Origin of the sequence: Acinetobacter sp. Ac_5812 (assembly GCF_013072695.1) — a bacterium.
In the GTDB taxonomy this organism is placed as follows: Bacteria; Pseudomonadota; Gammaproteobacteria; order Pseudomonadales; family Moraxellaceae; genus Acinetobacter.
On the sequence record NZ_LXUK01000001.1, the window covers coordinates 172,943 to 190,227 of the forward strand.

General features: G+C 43.2%; 13 protein-coding genes and 4 tRNA genes. 9 read left to right on the forward strand and 8 right to left on the reverse strand.

The genetic code is table 11. The features are described 5' to 3' along the window. Positions 1-137: 137 nt before the first annotated feature. Positions 138-1,133 carry a sulfate ABC transporter substrate-binding protein gene (locus A7P55_RS00885; RefSeq protein WP_004803885.1) on the reverse strand — a complete coding sequence of 332 codons (996 nt, stop codon included), beginning with the start codon at positions 1,131-1,133 and terminating at the stop codon, positions 138-140. A gap of 409 nt (positions 1,134-1,542) precedes the next feature. Here A7P55_RS00885 and A7P55_RS00890 point away from each other — a divergent pair, with 409 nt between their 5' ends. The 7 genes from A7P55_RS00890 (at position 1,543) to A7P55_RS00920 (ending at position 5,723) form a co-directional block, all read left to right on the forward strand. Further along, entirely contained in the window at positions 1,543-1,848 is a 306-nt protein-coding gene (locus A7P55_RS00890) for a hypothetical protein (RefSeq protein WP_004803883.1), read from the forward strand. Positions 1,849-1,953: 105 nt separating this feature from the next. Then, a complete protein-coding gene (gene gltX / locus A7P55_RS00895; protein WP_171550746.1) occupies positions 1,954-3,462 on the forward strand; it encodes a glutamate--tRNA ligase in 1,509 nt (502 codons plus the stop codon). Between the two features lie 58 nt (positions 3,463-3,520). After that, positions 3,521-3,596, forward strand: a tRNA-Ala gene (locus tag A7P55_RS00900). Positions 3,597-3,665: 69 nt separating this feature from the next. Then, positions 3,666-3,741 (forward strand) — tRNA-Glu (locus A7P55_RS00905). Between the two features lie 110 nt (positions 3,742-3,851). Further along, entirely contained in the window at positions 3,852-5,258 is a 1,407-nt protein-coding gene (locus tag A7P55_RS00910; RefSeq protein ID WP_171550747.1) for an amino acid permease, read from the forward strand. Positions 5,259-5,470: 212 nt separating this feature from the next. After that, positions 5,471-5,546, forward strand: a tRNA-Glu gene (locus A7P55_RS00915). A 101-nt stretch (positions 5,547-5,647) separates the two neighbouring features. Beyond that, positions 5,648-5,723: transfer RNA gene (locus A7P55_RS00920), tRNA-Glu, on the forward strand. Between the two features lie 43 nt (positions 5,724-5,766). Here A7P55_RS00920 and A7P55_RS00925 read toward each other — a convergent pair. Both A7P55_RS00925 and A7P55_RS00930 read right to left on the reverse strand, forming a co-directional pair. Next, positions 5,767-6,675 carry a hypothetical protein gene (locus A7P55_RS00925; protein ID WP_171550964.1) on the reverse strand — a complete coding sequence of 303 codons (909 nt, stop codon included), beginning with the start codon at positions 6,673-6,675 and terminating at the stop codon, positions 5,767-5,769. A gap of 206 nt (positions 6,676-6,881) precedes the next feature. Beyond that, positions 6,882-8,492, reverse strand: a complete 1,611-nt coding sequence (locus tag A7P55_RS00930; RefSeq protein ID WP_171550748.1) for a hypothetical protein — start codon at positions 8,490-8,492, stop codon at positions 6,882-6,884. A 228-nt stretch (positions 8,493-8,720) separates the two neighbouring features. On the opposite strand from A7P55_RS00930, the gene A7P55_RS00935 reads away from it, so the two are divergent. Further along, complete coding sequence (locus A7P55_RS00935) at positions 8,721-9,059, forward strand: hypothetical protein (protein ID WP_005317624.1); 339 nt, start codon at positions 8,721-8,723, stop codon at positions 9,057-9,059. 28 nt (positions 9,060-9,087) lie between these two features. Here the strand turns inward: A7P55_RS00935 and A7P55_RS00940 are convergent, their stop codons facing one another. The 5 genes from A7P55_RS00940 to A7P55_RS00960 all read right to left on the reverse strand — a co-directional run bounded on the left by A7P55_RS00940 (position 9,088) and on the right by A7P55_RS00960 (position 16,410). Further along, positions 9,088-10,032, reverse strand: a complete 945-nt coding sequence (locus A7P55_RS00940; RefSeq protein WP_004803873.1) for a cation diffusion facilitator family transporter — start codon at positions 10,030-10,032, stop codon at positions 9,088-9,090. Positions 10,033-10,158: 126 nt separating this feature from the next. After that, entirely contained in the window at positions 10,159-13,326 is a 3,168-nt protein-coding gene (locus A7P55_RS00945; protein WP_171550749.1) for a CusA/CzcA family heavy metal efflux RND transporter, read from the reverse strand. Continuing rightward, positions 13,316-14,542, reverse strand: coding sequence for an efflux RND transporter periplasmic adaptor subunit (locus A7P55_RS00950; protein WP_171550750.1), 1,227 nt, complete (start codon positions 14,540-14,542; stop codon positions 13,316-13,318). Before A7P55_RS00950 ends, A7P55_RS00945 begins: the two co-directional genes overlap by 11 nt. Further along, on the reverse strand, positions 14,542-15,960 hold the full coding sequence (locus A7P55_RS00955) for a TolC family protein (RefSeq protein ID WP_005317618.1): 1,419 nt from the start codon (positions 15,958-15,960) through the stop codon (positions 14,542-14,544). Before A7P55_RS00955 ends, A7P55_RS00950 begins: the two co-directional genes overlap by 1 nt. Before the next feature lie 54 nt (positions 15,961-16,014). Then, complete coding sequence (locus A7P55_RS00960; protein WP_216077928.1) at positions 16,015-16,410, reverse strand: cation efflux protein, CzcI-like; 396 nt, start codon at positions 16,408-16,410, stop codon at positions 16,015-16,017. Positions 16,411-16,563: 153 nt separating this feature from the next. Here A7P55_RS00960 and A7P55_RS00965 point away from each other — a divergent pair, with 153 nt between their 5' ends. Then, complete coding sequence (locus A7P55_RS00965) at positions 16,564-17,247, forward strand: hypothetical protein (protein ID WP_171550751.1); 684 nt, start codon at positions 16,564-16,566, stop codon at positions 17,245-17,247. Positions 17,248-17,285 lie beyond the last annotated feature (38 nt).

Below are 17,285 nucleotides of genomic sequence, written 5' to 3' on the forward strand. Positions count from 1 at the left end.
CCAAACGACTTTTTGTAGAGAATTCTTAACTTTTCATAGATAAAACCGTTTTCTTATCATTTTTCACTCAATAAAAAAGCAAACACCTTCGGTATTTGCTTTTCGATCGTTTTCATTAATCTCAGTAGGAACTAAATTTATGGTTTTTCCGCATAAATCTGGTCAAAAATCGCACCATTCACAAAATGTGTTTTTTGTGCTTTCGCCCAACCACCAAACACATCATCAATCTTGAATAGCTTAATCTTTGGAAATTGTTGCGCATATTTAGCAGCTACTTGCGGGTTACGTGGACGGAAATAATATTTCGCAGCCAGCTCTTGCCCTAAAGGCGAATAAAGGAAATTTAAGTAACCACGCGCTAACTGACGGTTGCCATTTTTATCGACAGTTTTATCAACGATTGCCACAGAAGGTTCAGCCAAAATCGAAATTGAAGGATACACAATTTCAAATTTATCTTTCCCTAAGCCCTGAGTTGCCAATAATGCTTCATTTTCCCAAGACAACAACACATCGCCAATGCCACGTTCAGCAAATGTGGTGAGTGAACCTCGTGCCCCTGAGTCTAAAACTTTGACATTTTGATAAAGCTTTTTCACCAATTCACGCGCCTTGGCATCATTACCACCCGGCTGTTTCAATGCATAACCCCAAGCTGATAAATAAATCCAACGCGGCGCACCACCGGTTTTGGGGTTTGGAGTGATAATTTCCACACCTGACTTGGTTAAGTCATTCCAGTCACGAATATTCTTTGGATTGCCCTTACGCACCAAGAACACCACGGTTGAGGTATAAGGTGCAGAGTTATCTTTAAATTGTTTTTGCCAGTCTTTACGAATCAAACCTGCATTGGCAATTTCGTCAATATCATTGGCCAATGCAAGCGTTACGACATCTGCCTGTAAGCCATCTATAACTGAGCGTGCCTGTTTACCCGAGCCACCATGCGACTGCTTGAAGTCAACATCTTGTCCTGTTCTCTTTTTCCAGTACTGACCAAATGCTTGATTGTATTCTTGATAAAACTCACGTGTTGGATCATAAGACACGTTTAAAAAAGTAGTTGCCGCTTGTGCTACACCATTTAAGCCCAACGCCAACAATGCTGCTGCGATGACAGTTTTCATTTATTGTTTACCCATTTCACCCCGTTTGTCACCACTATATTTCTTTAAAAATAATTTACAATCATATAGTTATATCAATAAATTTATTACTATTCTATTTTTAAGATATAGCCCTAGCCGGTATTTTTTGTATTAAAACAATACTCAGCCTTTTATTTTTATGTCAAAATGAGAAATATTATCATTCTCTACTTTTTCTACACATTTGCTTGCTAAATTTCACTTGTATATAAAGTAGTCGTTTTGCTATAAATACATGGCAGCATGTGTCAAATTTTAAGATTTTTGTAAAAAGTGTGACGTAGTTATACTTTTTTATTAAGATTTATGTTTAAATCGTATTATTAAAGCAATACTATAGTTGTTTGGTTAGTCTTGTAGACTCAAAATCATGAAGGGGATGTGAGCAATGCGAGCATTAAAATTGAAAAAAGCACTATGCTTAAGCTTATTTTTAGCAGCTTCTGTTCAAATGGGGCATGCGGCAGCAATTAAAGAAAGCAATAACATAAAAACAATTGATAAATCATCTTCAAGCTTAATTGTTAAAGCGCTTGACCAGCAAAAACGTAATACGGGTTTATTGCCATCGTCAGACGATGAGTTAAAAATGTTGAATACGATCCGTACCACACCAACGCAAACGTTTTTTGCCAGTCAACATGAACGTTTTTCACGTTTCGTTCAAACCATATTCCAGCCACATACTTCTTAAATTTTAAATGTGTGCCCCTTCACATGTTTAAATCAAGCCTAGTCATGCTGTGACTAGGCTTTTTCGTTATAATAGTTTCAATTTAAATTTAAGCTTCGATAATTTATGAAAGTTCGTACCCGTATTGCGCCTTCACCTACAGGTTTTCCACATGTAGGCACAGCTTATATTGCGTTATTTAATCTATGTTTTGCCAAACAGCATGGCGGTGAGTTTATTTTACGTATTGAAGATACGGATCAACTTCGCTCAACGCCTGAATCTGAAAAGATGATTTTAGATTCTTTACGCTGGTTAGGTCTGAACTGGTCAGAAGGTCCAGATGTGGGTGGCCCACATGCCCCTTATCGCCAATCAGAACGTATGGGTATTTATAAGCAATACGCGCTTGAATTGGTTGAAAAAGGTCATGCTTTCTATTGTTTTGCAACCGCAGAAGAACTTGATCAAATGCGTGCAGAACAACAAGCCCGTGGCGAAACACCTAAATATGATGGCCGCGGCTTAAAATTATCACAAGAAGAAGTACAACGTCGTCTTGCTGCGGGTGAGCCACATGTCATCCGTATGAAAGTACCAGAGGAAGGCATTTGTAAAATTAATGACTTACTCCGTGGTGAAGTTGAAATCCCATGGGTACAAGTTGACATGCAGGTGCTGTTAAAAACGGATGGTTTACCAACTTACCACCTTGCCAATGTGGTGGATGACCACTTAATGGAAATCACTCACGTATTACGTGGTGAGGAGTGGTTACCCTCTGCACCGAAGCATCAATTACTGTATCAATATTTCGGTTGGGACATGCCAACATTGTGTCACATGCCATTGTTGCGTAATCCAGACAAATCGAAACTGTCTAAACGTAAAAACCCAACCTCAATCAATTACTATCGTGATATCGGTGTTTTACCAGAAGCATTATTAAATTATTTAGGTCGTATGGGCTGGTCAATGCCTGATGAGCGTGAAGTATTCACCCTAGAAGACATGATCCAAAACTTTGATGTACAACGTGTTTCGCTGGGTGGACCAATCTTTGATGTTGAAAAACTCAACTGGCTCAATGGTCAGTGGATCAAAGGATTGACGCCTGGCCAGCTTTTAGATCGCTTGTTGGCATGGAAAAGTGACCGTCAAACGCTTGAGGATATTGCTGCTGCAATTCAACCACGTATCAATTTACTCTCTGAAGCCGTGAATTGGGCAGGTTTTTACTTCAACCATATGCCACAAATTAGCAAAGAGCAGTTTGAAAGCAAAAAATTGACCGAAGAACAAGTTCGTCAAAGCCTACAATTTGCGATTTGGCGTTTAGAAAGTCAGTTTACGTGGAATAACGACACCGTTAGCCAAACTTTGATGGACTTGGCTAATCAGATGGAAATCAAATTACGTGATTTCATGCCAGCCTTCTTTATTGCGATTGCAGGTTCGACCAGTTCAACACCGGTCATGCAAGCGATGGTTACTCTCGGCCCTGATTTGACTTTTGCACGTTTACGTCACGCCCTAGAACTTGTCGGTGGACCAAGCAAGAAAGAGCTGAAAGTTTGGGAAAAGCTAAATGAATCACTAAAATTGCCGAAAAATGATGCAAATAGTGAGACTTAATTCAGTTTAATGATTGACGTGTGGGCGCATTCCCCCTAATATTGCGCTCACACATTCTGGGGTCATAGCTCAGTTGGTAGAGCGCTACAATGGCATTGTAGAGGTCAGCAGTTCGATCCTGCTTGGCTCCACCAGATTCTCGAAATCGCAGTGCTTTTCCGAGATGAAGTTAGGCTTTTAGTCATTTGTGTGTTGCCTCATCTGTCCCTATCGTCTAGAGGCCTAGGACATCGCCCTTTCACGGCGGTAACCGGGGTTCGAATCCCCGTAGGGACGCCATATTCTCAAATATAATAATTATATTTTTCTAATAATCTTTCTCAAGCAGATTGCACATTTTCGAATTTTCCATAAAATAGCCGCTTCTCTATGCTTGGACAAATTGTCGTATGCAATCTTCCAACTCAAATGCGAATTCAGAACCAACAACACTAAAGCGTGCCATGAGCACTCGCCATTTAGTCATGCTTTCTTTAGGTGGCGCGATTGGTACAGGTTTGTTTTTAGGTTCTGGCGAAGTTATCGCTCAAACCGGCCCTGTGGGTGCAATTATTGCCTATGTTTTAGGTGGTTTAATTGCTTATATGGTCATGCTCTGCTTAGGTGAGCTTGCAGTACACATGCCTGTTGCTGGATCTTTTGGTGCATACGCTCAAAAATATATTGGTCCAGGCACAGGTTATATGATTTCTTGGGTCTACTGGCTCACATGGACCGCAACTTTAGGTACAGAATTTACCGCTGCGGCCTTGCTGATGCAGGAGTGGTTCCCACACATTTCCATGTGGATTTGGACCATTATCTTTGCAGTCACCATTTTGGGGTTAAATCTCACCTCAACCCGAATGTTCGCCGAATCCGAATTCTGGTTAGCCTTAGTTAAAGTAGTCACCGTCATTGCCTTTATCATTCTCGGCTTGATGGCTATTTTTGGTTTCATTCCATTCCAAGGCTATGAATCAGCACCACTATTTCACAATTTGACCGCACACGGTTGGTTCCCGCAAGGGCTTATTCCAATCTTTACCACCATGTTGATTGTTAACTTCGCCTTTTCTGGCACAGAATTGATTGGTGTTGCTGCAGGTGAAACCAAAGACCCTGCTGAGAATGTTCCAAAGGCAATCAATGCCGCGATCTGGCGTTTATTGATTTTCTTTGTCGGCACAATCGTGGTGATCAGTGCTTTACTTCCATTCCAAGTCGCTGGCTTAGGGGGTGAAGGGGTGAGTAGCAGTCCTTTCGTCACGGTATTTAACTACATTGGTATCCCTTATGCCGATGATATTATCCGTTTCGTGATTATTACAGCACTACTCTCTGCTGCAAACTCAGGTCTTTATGCTGCATCACGTATGATGTGGTCTTTATCTGATCAGCGTCAGTTACCAAGTGTATTCTCACGCTTATCAAAAAGTGGCACCCCGATTATTGCGCTTGTCGTGACCATGTTTGGTGCGATTCCTGGTCTGTTATCAGAGCACTTTGCCCCTGAAACGATTTTTAAGAATTTATTGGGTGTTGCAGCATTTACCATGGTCATCGTTTGGATGAGTATTTGCTGGAGTCAGTTTAACTTTAGACGCCAATGGTACAAAGCGGGTCATAGCGCAAAAGACTTAAAATTTGCTGCACCGCTTTATCCTATTGTGCCGATCTTAGGTTTTATCTTCTGTTTCATTACCGGCTTAAGTATGGCAGCAGACCCTGAAATGCAAGCGGGCTTTATTGGCTGCTTATTATTTATCGCAGCCTGCTATTTAAGCCATTACGTTTTTTATCGTCATCGTAAATAAGCAATACGCAAAAAAAATGCAGTTTAGACTGCATTTTTTATGTCTGTTAAAACCCACATTGTCTCGGTATTTTTTGCTTAACTGCTTATTTTTGATTATTTATTCCACAACATGTTTTATTTTTAGACACTTATTCACTTTTTTTAGATTTTATTTAGAAAAGTGTTTGACACCCTATCTAATTCACCCTAATATACGCCCACCTCTGAAACGTCCCTATCGTCTAGAGGCCTAGGACATCGCCCTTTCACGGCGGTAACCGGGGTTCGAATCCCCGTAGGGACGCCACTAAATTCGAGGAAAAGCAAAGATTAATATTTTTGCCGAGAATTTAGGCCTAGTGATCAATATGTTTGACATACGACGCTCAGGTAAATTTCCTCAGATATGTCCCTATCGTCTAGAGGCCTAGGACATCGCCCTTTCACGGCGGTAACCGGGGTTCGAATCCCCGTAGGGACGCCAAATTCTGAAAAAGCCACTGCATTGACAGTGGCTTTTTTATTGCCTATTCGCTTCCAATACCGACCTGAACTTCTAGTCGTCCAGATTGCACACGTAGGCCACGGATCTCGAATTGATCAACCAGTTGTTGTACCAACTCGCGACTTTCCTGCAAGATATTTAAACCTGGTAAAATACTAAAATCGGTCAGGTTTAATAACTTATCCACCATCCATGAACGGTTATTAATGAAATCAATAAAGCCAGCTTCTTCCAGATCGATATACCACAAGCGATGCCCTTCTTTTTGAATACCTGGCACATCACGAATCAGATGATTGATCAAGAACGGAATCGGCAAAGAATTAATTAACTCGAAGCTCACATTACCAACACGACGTGCCGCCCAATTGGTTAAGGTGCCGCCATGGCGAATTTGTAGATCAAGATGTTCATCGACTTGGCGCAGACGCAAATACTTTTCCTGCCCAATACGACACTCTAACACATTAAATTCAAGCGAAAGACGATACAGAAAACGTCGATAGTGTCCATCGAGTTCAATATGAAACCGATCATTACCACATTCAATTTTAATATCATCAATTTCGCTGCGATCCATTCTTTTACGAATTTGATTATTCAGCAGCATTTCAGGTAAATATAAGGTAAGACTGCTTTTCCCCAAAGACGTTCTTGCCATCGCCAAAGCAACCTGACGTGCGACCTCGCTGGTTTCTGACACCATATCACGTACCGTATTACGCACCCCTTCAACACCGCGCTTGGTCTGGTGGGTGACATGATCTAAGGCATCTAGCGCCGCATCTGCCACCCCCGCAATATTGCGTGAAGTATCACTGGCAAATTCCACCGCATCTTGTGCATGTTGCAATGTTTTATTAATGAGTCGACGTGATAATGATGGTTTATCATCAGATGAAGATACATCTGCTGGCATAATATCGAACATCGCCTTTTTATCATCTTGTCGATTCAAGATGCTCTCCCTCTTCCCTTTGCTACTGGCTCATTTTTCTTATGAGCGTCGATCTGCTTTCTGAACTTATTAGACGTTTTTCTGTAGATTAGCATGCTCTGCACAGCAATTTGCTTATTTTTGTTGCACAGCTTCAAATTATTTGCTGCTTCAGACCCACATCACTTTTGTATAAAACTCTATGGCTCATCAGCTTGAATAGTTGCCTGCCCATCTTCGGCGCTCAGCGTCTGCATCTGACTCAAACGCAACGCTTTATACTGTGCCAATGCTGTTTCAAGCTGATGGACTTGCACTTGTCCAATACCAAAATTGGGTAACTCACGTAAGGCCACCCATGCGGCTTGCATCTGCTCAAACTCACTGCCTTTCACCAGTTTTAGTGCCATCCAATCAGCGAGATCCTGCACACGTTTTTGCATTTCAAACTGCAAGGCAAATAATCCACTACTTAAGGCCGATCCGTCCAATAATCTCAATCCGTTTCTCACTTGCTCAAACTGCTGGCTTTGTTGTTGCTGATATGGAGCTAAAACCTCCTGATTGAACCAGACGGCAAAAGCAATCATATCCTGAACAAGCACATCACGTTGCGCATAGAGTGCGTTGCGCTCAGGATGTTGTTTATTCAAACGGATGTCTCCTAAATAGGCCATCAGCCCTTGTTCTAGAATCATCTGAATATGCCCCAGATCAAAATCAGGCTTTGGCTTCGATTCAATTGGAGTCAGTTGAGTCAGCAATTCCTCATAATGAACAGGTCGCTGTAATAGACGCAAAATCTCTGCATTCTGCTGGATGGCTTGCCATAAACAAGTAATCGGTAGATCAGTTGGCCCTGTACTGGCCGTATTCTGCTCCAGAAAATGCTGCCAAGCGACTTGCATCGTGTTCTGCTGAACCAAGCTTGTGAGCACACGCTGCGTTGTTAAAAGCTGCGGTGCGGTTGCAATGACGTCCTGACTATAAGGAATATGCGATGGCTTAGCGCCAAAAATGCCATTTAAGGATTTCCCCAGCGAATTTAGACCACGTCCCATATCTGCCAATAAATTGGTATTTGAAGCTCGTGTCCGCAGTATCGACTCGGGTAACAACAAACTGACCGCACGCTGTAATCGTTGGGCCTGATTTTTCTGGTCAATCGGTTTCAGATGATGGAGCAACAGATATAACGCATATTCAACATCACTCAGCTGCGACAGATATTCAGGCTGATTGCGACTCAACAGACAATCAATATAAGCATAAAAGGCAGTTTCATTGCGCTGTTGCGATTGTTGTGCCGCCCATTCATAGTATTCAATTGCTTGGCTATATTGTGCAGCCCCTGCGTAGGCTTTGGCCAGTGCAATCGCATGTTGCGCACTTGGATAATGTCGTTGGAAATAATGCAAAAGGTCAATTTTCGGTTGTTGATCGAGACAGCGATCCAACTGACGTAGATAGCCATTGATATGTTGCTGATTCGGCTGAGTCTCAATAAAATTCAGACGATAAACCAAACACTGCTCATACCATGCATATTTACGCGCATGCGACTCATAAGCACTCAGTAGCTCACCTTCAATCAACTCAATTAATTGGCTGGCATAGAGCAGGTCTTCATCATTCTCATGCCTGAATTGCCATTGCTTGGGTAAAGTCACCTTAAATAAACGCAGCAGAAAATGCGCACTGAGATCAGGGCTTTGCATCGTCACCAACATCAACTTATCTTGGCTGGAGAGATGTTGTTTGCCCTTCTGAATGCGGGATAAACGCAATTTTAGAATCTTGGTGCTTAACATGCGTTTCCTTTCGCATTATTCAACCCACTCATGTTGCAACTTAGCAGACTGCCCTGAGTTTTGCGAATGGCTTTAGACGAGCTGTCGCAAGGTTTTTAGGCAAATCTAAACGTCGGCTTAGGGACAGGATAAACAATAAAATAAGTAAATTTATGTATTTGAAAGGCTCAAGATTTTTGCTTTTGCATAATTTTCGCTAAAATAGTCAAAACAGAATAGGAATCCTTTATGCAATACCGTTGCCCTAAATGTCAAAGCGTGAAAATTATGCCTGCCAGTCAGGGTGCTAACAGCCCTCGTCCGAATGTACCTAAAAGTTTAGTGCTTCTGGTTCCTGCCATTTTTATTTTATTAATCTTGGTCTTGATTAGTGTTGCAATGTGGATTTTTGGTAATGGTGCGGGTCAAGGTCTGCAAATTGCAACCGTTGTGGTGTTTGCAATCTGTGTGATTGCAGGTGTTCTGTTCTGGCGTGATCTACCTGATTTTAAAATTTCAATGCAAGCCTTTATGCAGGCACAAAAACATTGGAAATGCCGTGACTGCAACAACGAATGGCAGAATTAATTATTATCCAAAAAATATTCACATCAGCTTAATGCTGATGTGAAGGATCTTGTTCAGCTTTCTCATCATGCTGATGGGTATGCTGGCAATTCATTTCTTCATCATCTTCAATTTGCAAGGTCACCTCAGCAATGCCATGCTCATGCGATAACATCTCAATCGCAGCACGATGTAATTGATTACGATCAGCTCTCGGTGCAAACAGATGCACAGTCAAATGAATATTCTTCGAGGTAATCGCCCAAACCTTCAACTGATGAATACTCTCAACACCATCCAATCCGAGTAAATCATTGCGCAGCTTTTCTATATCGACCTCTTCCGGCACACCTTCCAACAAGATATTGATACTCTGCTTGAGCAGAATCCATGTTCTCGGCAATACCCAGAAACCAATCGCAACCGCAAGAATGGTGTCGACCCAATACCAATTGGTGAAATAGATCACCACAGCACCCACGATGACAGCCACTGAACCGAGTGCATCACTCAGCACTTCTAAATATGCGCCTTTCATATTCAGGCTTTCAGCCGCGCTGGACATTAACAATTTCATGGAAATTAAATTAATAATCAGACCCAAGCTCGCCACAATCAACATACCGACACTCTGAATTTCAGGTGGTTGTGTAAAGCGCTGATAAGCTTCGTACAGAATGTACATTGCCACAAAGAACAACATTGAGGCATTAAATAAGGCGGCTAGAATTTCAAAGCGCTGATAGCCAAAAGTCCGTTTGTTATCTGCTGGACGTTTGGCAATTTTAATTGCCACTAAAGCAATCGCCAATGCAGCCGCATCGGTAAACATATGTGCTGCATCGGACAATAACGCCAAACTCTGGGTGATTAAACCCGCAACCACTTCAACCACTAAGAAGGTTGAAGTCAGTATTAGCGCAATGGTAAGTTTTTTGATATTACCTTCAGTGACCGCTGCATGACTATGATCATGCCCTTGATGTCCACCCATGTTGGACTCCTTATCATAATTAAATAAGACCTGTTGCAGTCTTAAAGTCAGCCAAAGCGAAAATCGCTTTGGCTGGTTCAGGTTCTTCTTAATAAAGTGCTTCATTAAGAAGATAGCATAAACAGATTAAATTGCACTTTCCTGACGTTTGCTCTGTTTGGCTTCATTCATCCAACGATACACCACCGGCAAGATCAGCAAGGTCAGTAAAGTGGATGAAATAATCCCGCCAATCACCACAGTTGCCAGTGGACGCTGTACTTCTGCCCCTGTACCCGTGGCAATCGCCATTGGAATAAAGCCAAGCGATGCAACAAAAGCGGTCATCAACACAGGACGTAAGCGTAATACCGCACCATGCCAAGTGGCATAGTGAACATCATATTGCTCACGCAGCTCTTTGATAAAACTCAACATCACCAAGCCATTCAGCACCGCGACACCAGAGAGTGCAATAAAGCCAACACCCGCAGACATTGACAAGGGAATATCGCGTAACCACAGCGCCACCAAACCGCCAGATAGGGCAAATGGCACGCCACTAAACACCAGCAAACTTTCTTTAAAGTTATTAAACACGGCCATCAACAGAACGAAGATCATTAGCAATGCCAATGGCACCACAATCTGCATTCTGGCTTTTGCTGAGGCCAGATTTTCAAACTGACCGCCATAACCCAGCCAATAACCACTTGGTAATTTTTGCTGAGATAACTTCTGCTGCATCTCACCCACAAATGAGCCCAAATCACGATCGCGCACGTTGGTGGTGACCACAACACGACGCTTACCATTTTCACGACTGACTTGTGCCAAGCCTAATATATTCTCCACTTTTGCCACGTCTTGTAGTTTGATCAAACCACCATTCGGTAGTTGAATCGGCAGCATGGCCAATTGCTGCGGCGTACGCATCCCATCATCTAAACGCACGACAAAATCAAAACGGCGGTCTCCCTGTAAAATCTGTCCAACACTTTGTCCACCAATACTGGCAGCAACCAAGTCCTGAATGGATTTTACTGATAAACCGTATTGCGCCGCCAGTGCATGGTCAATATCCACATTGAGTAAAGGTAAACCATCAGTTTGCTCAACCTTCACTTCACTCGAGCCTGTGATGGTTCTCAAGGTTTGAGCAACTTTTTCTGCTTCTTGGTTCAATACCTGCATATCGTCACCAAAAATTTTCACCCCAATATCACTACGCACCCCTGAAATCAGTTCGTTGAAACGTAACTCAATCGGCTGAGAAAACTCACTGTTGTTGCCTGGAATTTTCTCAACATAGGCCAACATTTTAGTTCGAAGCTCGTCAATGGTTTCCGATTTATCAGGCCATTGATCACGCGGCTTTAACAAAACGATTGCATCAGAAATATTGGGCGGCATCACATCCGTTGCCACTTCGGCTGTACCTGTACGGGCAAAGATTGCTTTGATTTCTGGAAACTCTGCGAGTAATTGCTTCTCAACACTTTCCTGAATCTTCAGTGATTCTTCAATTCCAGTACTTGGTGCACGCATCAACTGTAAAGCAAAGTCACCCTCACTTAGTTGTGGCGCAAACTCACTACCGACACGTGAACCAATCGCAGCCGTTAAGACCAGAATGGTAAATGCACCGGCCACAACCACATAGCGTAATGCATAAGCTTTATCCAGTAGGCTTTCATAACCGCTTTTTAATGCAGCCATCCAACGACTTTCTTTCTCTTTGACCTCACCGGTAACAAATAATGCCACCGCAGCAGGGACGAAAGTCACCGATAAAATAATCGCACCGATCAGGGCCAAGACCACGGTCATTGCCATTGGATGGAACATTTTCGCTTCCACACCCGCTAAGGCAAAGATTGGCAAATACACCACCATAATGATGATTTGTCCAAAAATCAGTGGACGTCGTGCCTGTTTTGCCGCCAAGAAGACTTCGGTAAAACGTTCAGAACGGGTCAGGAGTCGACCTTTATGGTGTTGTGCTTCTGCCAGCCGTCGGATACAGTTTTCGACGATCACCACCGCACCATCGACGATAATCCCGAAGTCCAATGCCCCTAAACTCATCAGGTTGGCACTGATTTTCTGCTCCGCCATCCCTGTCAGGGTAAACAGCATGGATAAAGGAATAATACAGGCGGTAATCAATGCCGCACGGAAGTTGCCTAAGAACACAAACAGGATCACAATCACCAAGATTGCACCTTCGATCAGGTTCTTCGCCACCGTTTTAATGGCTTTATCAACCAAGTTACTGCGGTTATATACCGTTTCGACCACCACCCCTTCAGGCAATGAACGTTTGATTTCCTGCATTTTGCTGTCGAGCGCTTGAGCGATGGATTTACTGTTCTCACCCATCATCATCATCGCGATACCCAGTACGGTTTCTTCACCGTTATAGGTGGCACCACCTGTTCTCAGATCATGTCCAATCGAAACTGTTGCAACATCGGCAACACGAATCGGCAAACCATTCTTGGTACTGACCGTGACATTCTCAATGTCTTGTACGGTTTTCAACATCCCCGGAATACGTACGGTAAGCTGTTGACCATTTTCTTCAATAAAACCCGCACCGCGGTTTTCATTATTTTCAGTGAGAACAGTCTGCAAATCGGTTAAGGGAATTTGCAGTTGTTGCAAACGTTTCAGGTCGGGAGAAACCACATAGGTCTTGTTATATCCCCCAATGGTATTGATTTCAGCAACACCCGGCACACGTTGTAATTGAGGTCGAACAATCCAGTCCTGAATTTCACGCAGGTCCATGGCCTGATAAGGCGTACCATCCGCCTTTTTGGCATTCGGTTCAGCCTTGATCACCCATTGATAGATCTCGCCGAGACCAGTTGAAATCGGTGACATTTGTGGATCAATATCATCAGGCAAAGCACTCTTGGCTTCCTGTAAGCGCTGGTTAATCAGCTGCCGCGCCCAATAGATATCGGTACCATCTTTAAAGATCACCGTGACTTGGGATAAGCCGTAACGGGAAATGGAACGGGTTTGTTCTAAATTTGGAATACCCGACATGGCATTTTCAATCGGATAAGTAATTCGTTGTTCAACCTCAGGGGCAGTGAATCCACCTGCCTGACTGTTAATCTGCACCTGTACGTTGGTAATGTCAGGCACGGCATCAATCGACAGTTTTTGGTAGCTATAAATGCCGACCCCGATCCATGCCACCACAAACAGCATGACCCAAATCGCATTGCGAATCGAAAACTGAATAATCCGATCAAACAGACCTTCCGCAGGAGGAAGCTGCAACTTATCTTTAGTGTCCATGTTCAGCCTCTCCCTTCTCAATCTCAGATTTCAAAAGGAAACTGCCTTGACTGACATATTGTTGCTTTTCAGTCAGACCCGATTGGATTTCCACCCACAGCCCATCACTTGAGTAATTACCCAGTTGTACAGGTGTTGGCGTGAAATGCATCTGGTCTTTCTCTTGCTTAGCAACAAAAACTGTGGCTTTACCCTCGATCTGCTGAATCGCCGCTTTGGCAACACGAAGTACAGGCTTCTTGTCCGTGCCATCTAACAACACGTTTACCATCAAATTCGGTCGAAGTTCTTTGGCTGGGGTTAACACTTTGGCGCGCACCTGCAAACGACCTGTCTGCGTATCTGCTGCTGTGGTCAAAGTCTGGATTTGTGCTTTAAAGCTATTATTGGTTTGCAGCGATTTAAACTCGATCTGCTGATCCGGTTGGACATTGATGTTATTGACGCTTGGTAAAATAAACTCAATCCAAAGTTGATCCAGCTGATCAATCACAAATAACTGCTTATCTGCGGTAATTTGCTCACCCACCACAATATCTTTCAGACTCACCACACCGCTTAAAGGTGCGGTCAAGACATAGCGACCCTGACTGCCACTGGATGCGCCCAAGGCAGATAAACGGCTACGCGCAGCTTGTACTTGAATCTGTGCCTGACGATAGGCATTGTAGGCACGTTGATAATCCTGACGTGCAGAAACCCCTTGTTCCCAAAGTTGTTTTTCACGTTGATAATCTTGCTGTGCAAGCGTTAAAGCTTCCTGAGCAATACTTAAATTGGCTTGCTGATCCACCAGATCAGGGATAAACAGCGTGGCTAACACCTGCCCTTTCTTGACTTGTTGACCGAGTACCGCATTGACACTTTCGACACGTCCAGCAAAGGTTGCTGAAACATGCGCTTGCTGATCAGTATTGGTCACCAGTTTTGCTGGGTAAGCAAATTGCTGTCCGACTTCACCCACACCAACCTGAGCCAGCTTAACCCCATATTCAGTCATCTGTTTTGGGCTTAGGTTTAAGCTACCTTCCTCACTTTCAGCCTGCCCAGCCTCACCTTCTGTATGTCCTTCCTCACCTTCGCCATGACTATCAGCTGCTGCATCACCGCTGGCTTTGTTCTTGCCCGTGAAAAATAATAACGCGCTCAGGACTAAGCCAACGGCAATAACCAGAATGACCCAAAACCACTGCTTTTTAGATTTATTTGTCGACATTATTCTGCTCCTACTACAGCGGGAAGGTTATTGGTATCTTTCCAAAGGGTTTGATTAATCTGATTTAAGGCATCACTTGAACTCACCATACTCGGCTCAATTCCCAGTGCTAAACTTTCTGCATCAATTTGCTTTTGCCATGCACTCTTGAGTAACTGCACTTTATTTAAACGTTGATCTTGCAATTGCATGGTGGCTTGCTGCACATCGGTAATAGCATATTTACCGACTTTGAAACCGAGCAACATTTTCTCTTGCACTGTTTCAGACAATGGAATTTGTCGTTGATTGACTAAATCGAACTGTTGTTTTAACCCCGCCAACTCTGCCGTTAAGGTCTGAATTGCATTCAAGTTTTGCTGTTTGTAAAACTGTTGCTGTTTGACCAGTAAATCTTGTTTGGCATTGGCAATCCGTAATGAATACTGCTGACGATTAAAAATATTCAAAGGGATATCGATACCCACTCTGAATTTGTTATCAGTCGAATTGGTTTCTGCGCTTTTACTTTGCACCATGCCTAAATTGACGGTTGGATTCGGTCGATTGGATACTTTTAAATAATCGATATTGGCTTTCTGACGCACGATATCGAGTTGAATAGCACGCTCAAATAAATTGTTCTGCAAATAATCTTGCAAATCATTTTGTTGTGGCCAGACATTGCTTGCCTGAGTAGAGAAGCGGTTATCGGTACTTCCCCACAGATTTGCCAATTGACGCTTTGCAGTGGCTAAGGAGAGTTCTGTTTGTTGAAATAACCGTTGATTTTCAATATGCGCCATCAAGGTACGGTCTAAATCGACCTGTGCAATGCTGCCCGCTTTGAGTCTTAAGCGAGTTGCATCCAAAGTGTCTTGACTGGTTTTTAACTGTGCCTGAACCACATCATGTTCCAGCTCTAGCACCACGACTTGCGACCACAGATATTTAACTGCTAACTCAAGTTGCGCATTGTAGAGTTCCTGATTTAGCCCCACTTGAGATGCTTGTACATCCGCAAGCTTCACCGCAGCACGGCGTTGACCAAAAATGTCTAATTTTTGTGAAACACCAAATTCCAGCTCTTTGTCTTTGCCTGACCTAAAGTCGGTTTGCTGAATAGAAATACTTGGATTCGACCATAACCCAGCTTGTTTCACATTGGCCTCAGCGATCCCTTGCTGCGTTTGCCACACCCCTGTGCCGGCCTGATATTGTTTCACATCTTGCAAGATTTGCTCAAAATTCAGATTACGTTGGGCAGCCTTGGTTGCAGGCTGATTTGCATCAAGTAAAGATTCTGCGGCAATGGATGGACTCAAAATGGCCGTGCTTAAGGCAAGTGCCAACACTGACCACTTCAATGACAGTTGAGTACGATTTTTTCGCGTATGCTGCTCAACTGCATGAATACGCTGATTTAAACTAGAAGACATATAAAGCCCCGCAAAGTAATAAGATTGCGGTGGGCTATTTTTCGGCTACCCCACCTATAGCGGGGTTGATAAAGGCGGCGGATTTAGCCCTGAAAGATGTGGAGACTGATAGAAGTTGGACCAGTAATATTTTTGTTCTACGTCCTGACTGTGCAACATCGGTTCATTTACACGTTGCTGAACTTCAGCCACCACCACATGGAAACAAGATGGCAGATGGTCATGATGATCTTGCAAGCTTAAAGGCATCGGTAAATCTGCTGCGACTTTATCAAACACAGCGCCTTGTTCAGAACTGTGTGTCTTTTCAGCGACATGATGCCCAAAATGATTCAATGTACTGTATTCACTGACTGTCTCATGCGCGCAAAATGCTGCCGCCACATTCCAGAAACTTTGGAACATGAACAAACTCAGCAAGACGGTCACGAAAACAGTTGAGCGTTGCAACAGCACACCCTTACAGTAAATTGCACAAAGGCACTATAGCAGGCTATGCCAATGTAATAAAATTACAAAACAATTTTCAGTCATTTTCTCACTGATTTAAAACGATTTTTGTTTCTCATCCATGATAATAATGTTCTTTCTGTCGGGTATTTTATGTATAAAACCTTCTCCCTTTTGGTCTTAGCCATGACTTTAAGCGGATGCGCAACCAGCCTACTTTCCACTGCCCTACCCAATGAAAGCTCACAGGTTCAAACCACCACACTGAAAACCGATCAGATTCTGGCGCTTGGACAAGCCATTCAAAATGAAAAAAGCCAAGGCCTGATATTTATTGGGCAAGATTTCAATTACTTAATGACTGAGGGTAGCACCGAACTCCTCAAACTTTTACATGCCATTCCAACAGAACAACGCAGTTTAACCAGCCCTTCACCCTTGGTGTTGACCATGGATGACCCGAATCATTTTCGTGGCGTATTACAAATTCGCTATCACACCCGTATGGTAGATCTCAATCCAAAGCAAAAAGAATTATTGAAATCCTTAGGTTTTAGACAAAATTTTGACTTGATTCAAAATCAAGAAACTGCGCCTTATCCTTATATCAATGTGTTTTTTAAAGGGCAGCTGTATCAAGCACTCGATCAGCAAGAAATCCAACAAAAATTGGCACAACCCTATCCAATTAGCTTACAACAAGAGACCATCACCACCAAACATCCAGTCAAACGAGCAACCCGTATGGTGCTCTATCCTTTGGCAATGGTCTTCGATGTAGTCACTGTTACACCGCTCCTGATGTGGTCTGATCTACGAGGTGATTTTAATAAATAGACACAAATAAATGGGTACAGCTAGATAAGCCAATGACC

Coding starts and splice junctions, on each gene's coding strand:
- gltX (WP_171550746.1), top strand. CDS start 1,954: ATGAAAGTTCGTACCCGTATTGCGCCTTCACCTACAGGTTTTCCACAT.
- A7P55_RS00945 (WP_171550749.1), bottom strand. CDS start 13,326: ATGGACACTAAAGATAAGTTGCAGCTTCCTCCTGCGGAAGGTCTGTTT.
- A7P55_RS00910 (WP_171550747.1), top strand. CDS start 3,852: ATGCAATCTTCCAACTCAAATGCGAATTCAGAACCAACAACACTAAAG.
- A7P55_RS00935 (WP_005317624.1), top strand. CDS start 8,721: ATGCAATACCGTTGCCCTAAATGTCAAAGCGTGAAAATTATGCCTGCC.
- A7P55_RS00950 (WP_171550750.1), bottom strand. CDS start 14,542: ATGTCGACAAATAAATCTAAAAAGCAGTGGTTTTGGGTCATTCTGGTT.
- A7P55_RS00955 (WP_005317618.1), bottom strand. CDS start 15,960: ATGTCTTCTAGTTTAAATCAGCGTATTCATGCAGTTGAGCAGCATACG.
- A7P55_RS00890 (WP_004803883.1), top strand. CDS start 1,543: ATGCGAGCATTAAAATTGAAAAAAGCACTATGCTTAAGCTTATTTTTA.
- A7P55_RS00885 (WP_004803885.1), bottom strand. CDS start 1,133: ATGAAAACTGTCATCGCAGCAGCATTGTTGGCGTTGGGCTTAAATGGT.
- A7P55_RS00965 (WP_171550751.1), top strand. CDS start 16,564: ATGTATAAAACCTTCTCCCTTTTGGTCTTAGCCATGACTTTAAGCGGA.
- A7P55_RS00925 (WP_171550964.1), bottom strand. CDS start 6,675: ATGTTCGATATTATGCCAGCAGATGTATCTTCATCTGATGATAAACCA.
- A7P55_RS00930 (WP_171550748.1), bottom strand. CDS start 8,492: ATGTTAAGCACCAAGATTCTAAAATTGCGTTTATCCCGCATTCAGAAG.
- A7P55_RS00940 (WP_004803873.1), bottom strand. CDS start 10,032: ATGGGTGGACATCAAGGGCATGATCATAGTCATGCAGCGGTCACTGAA.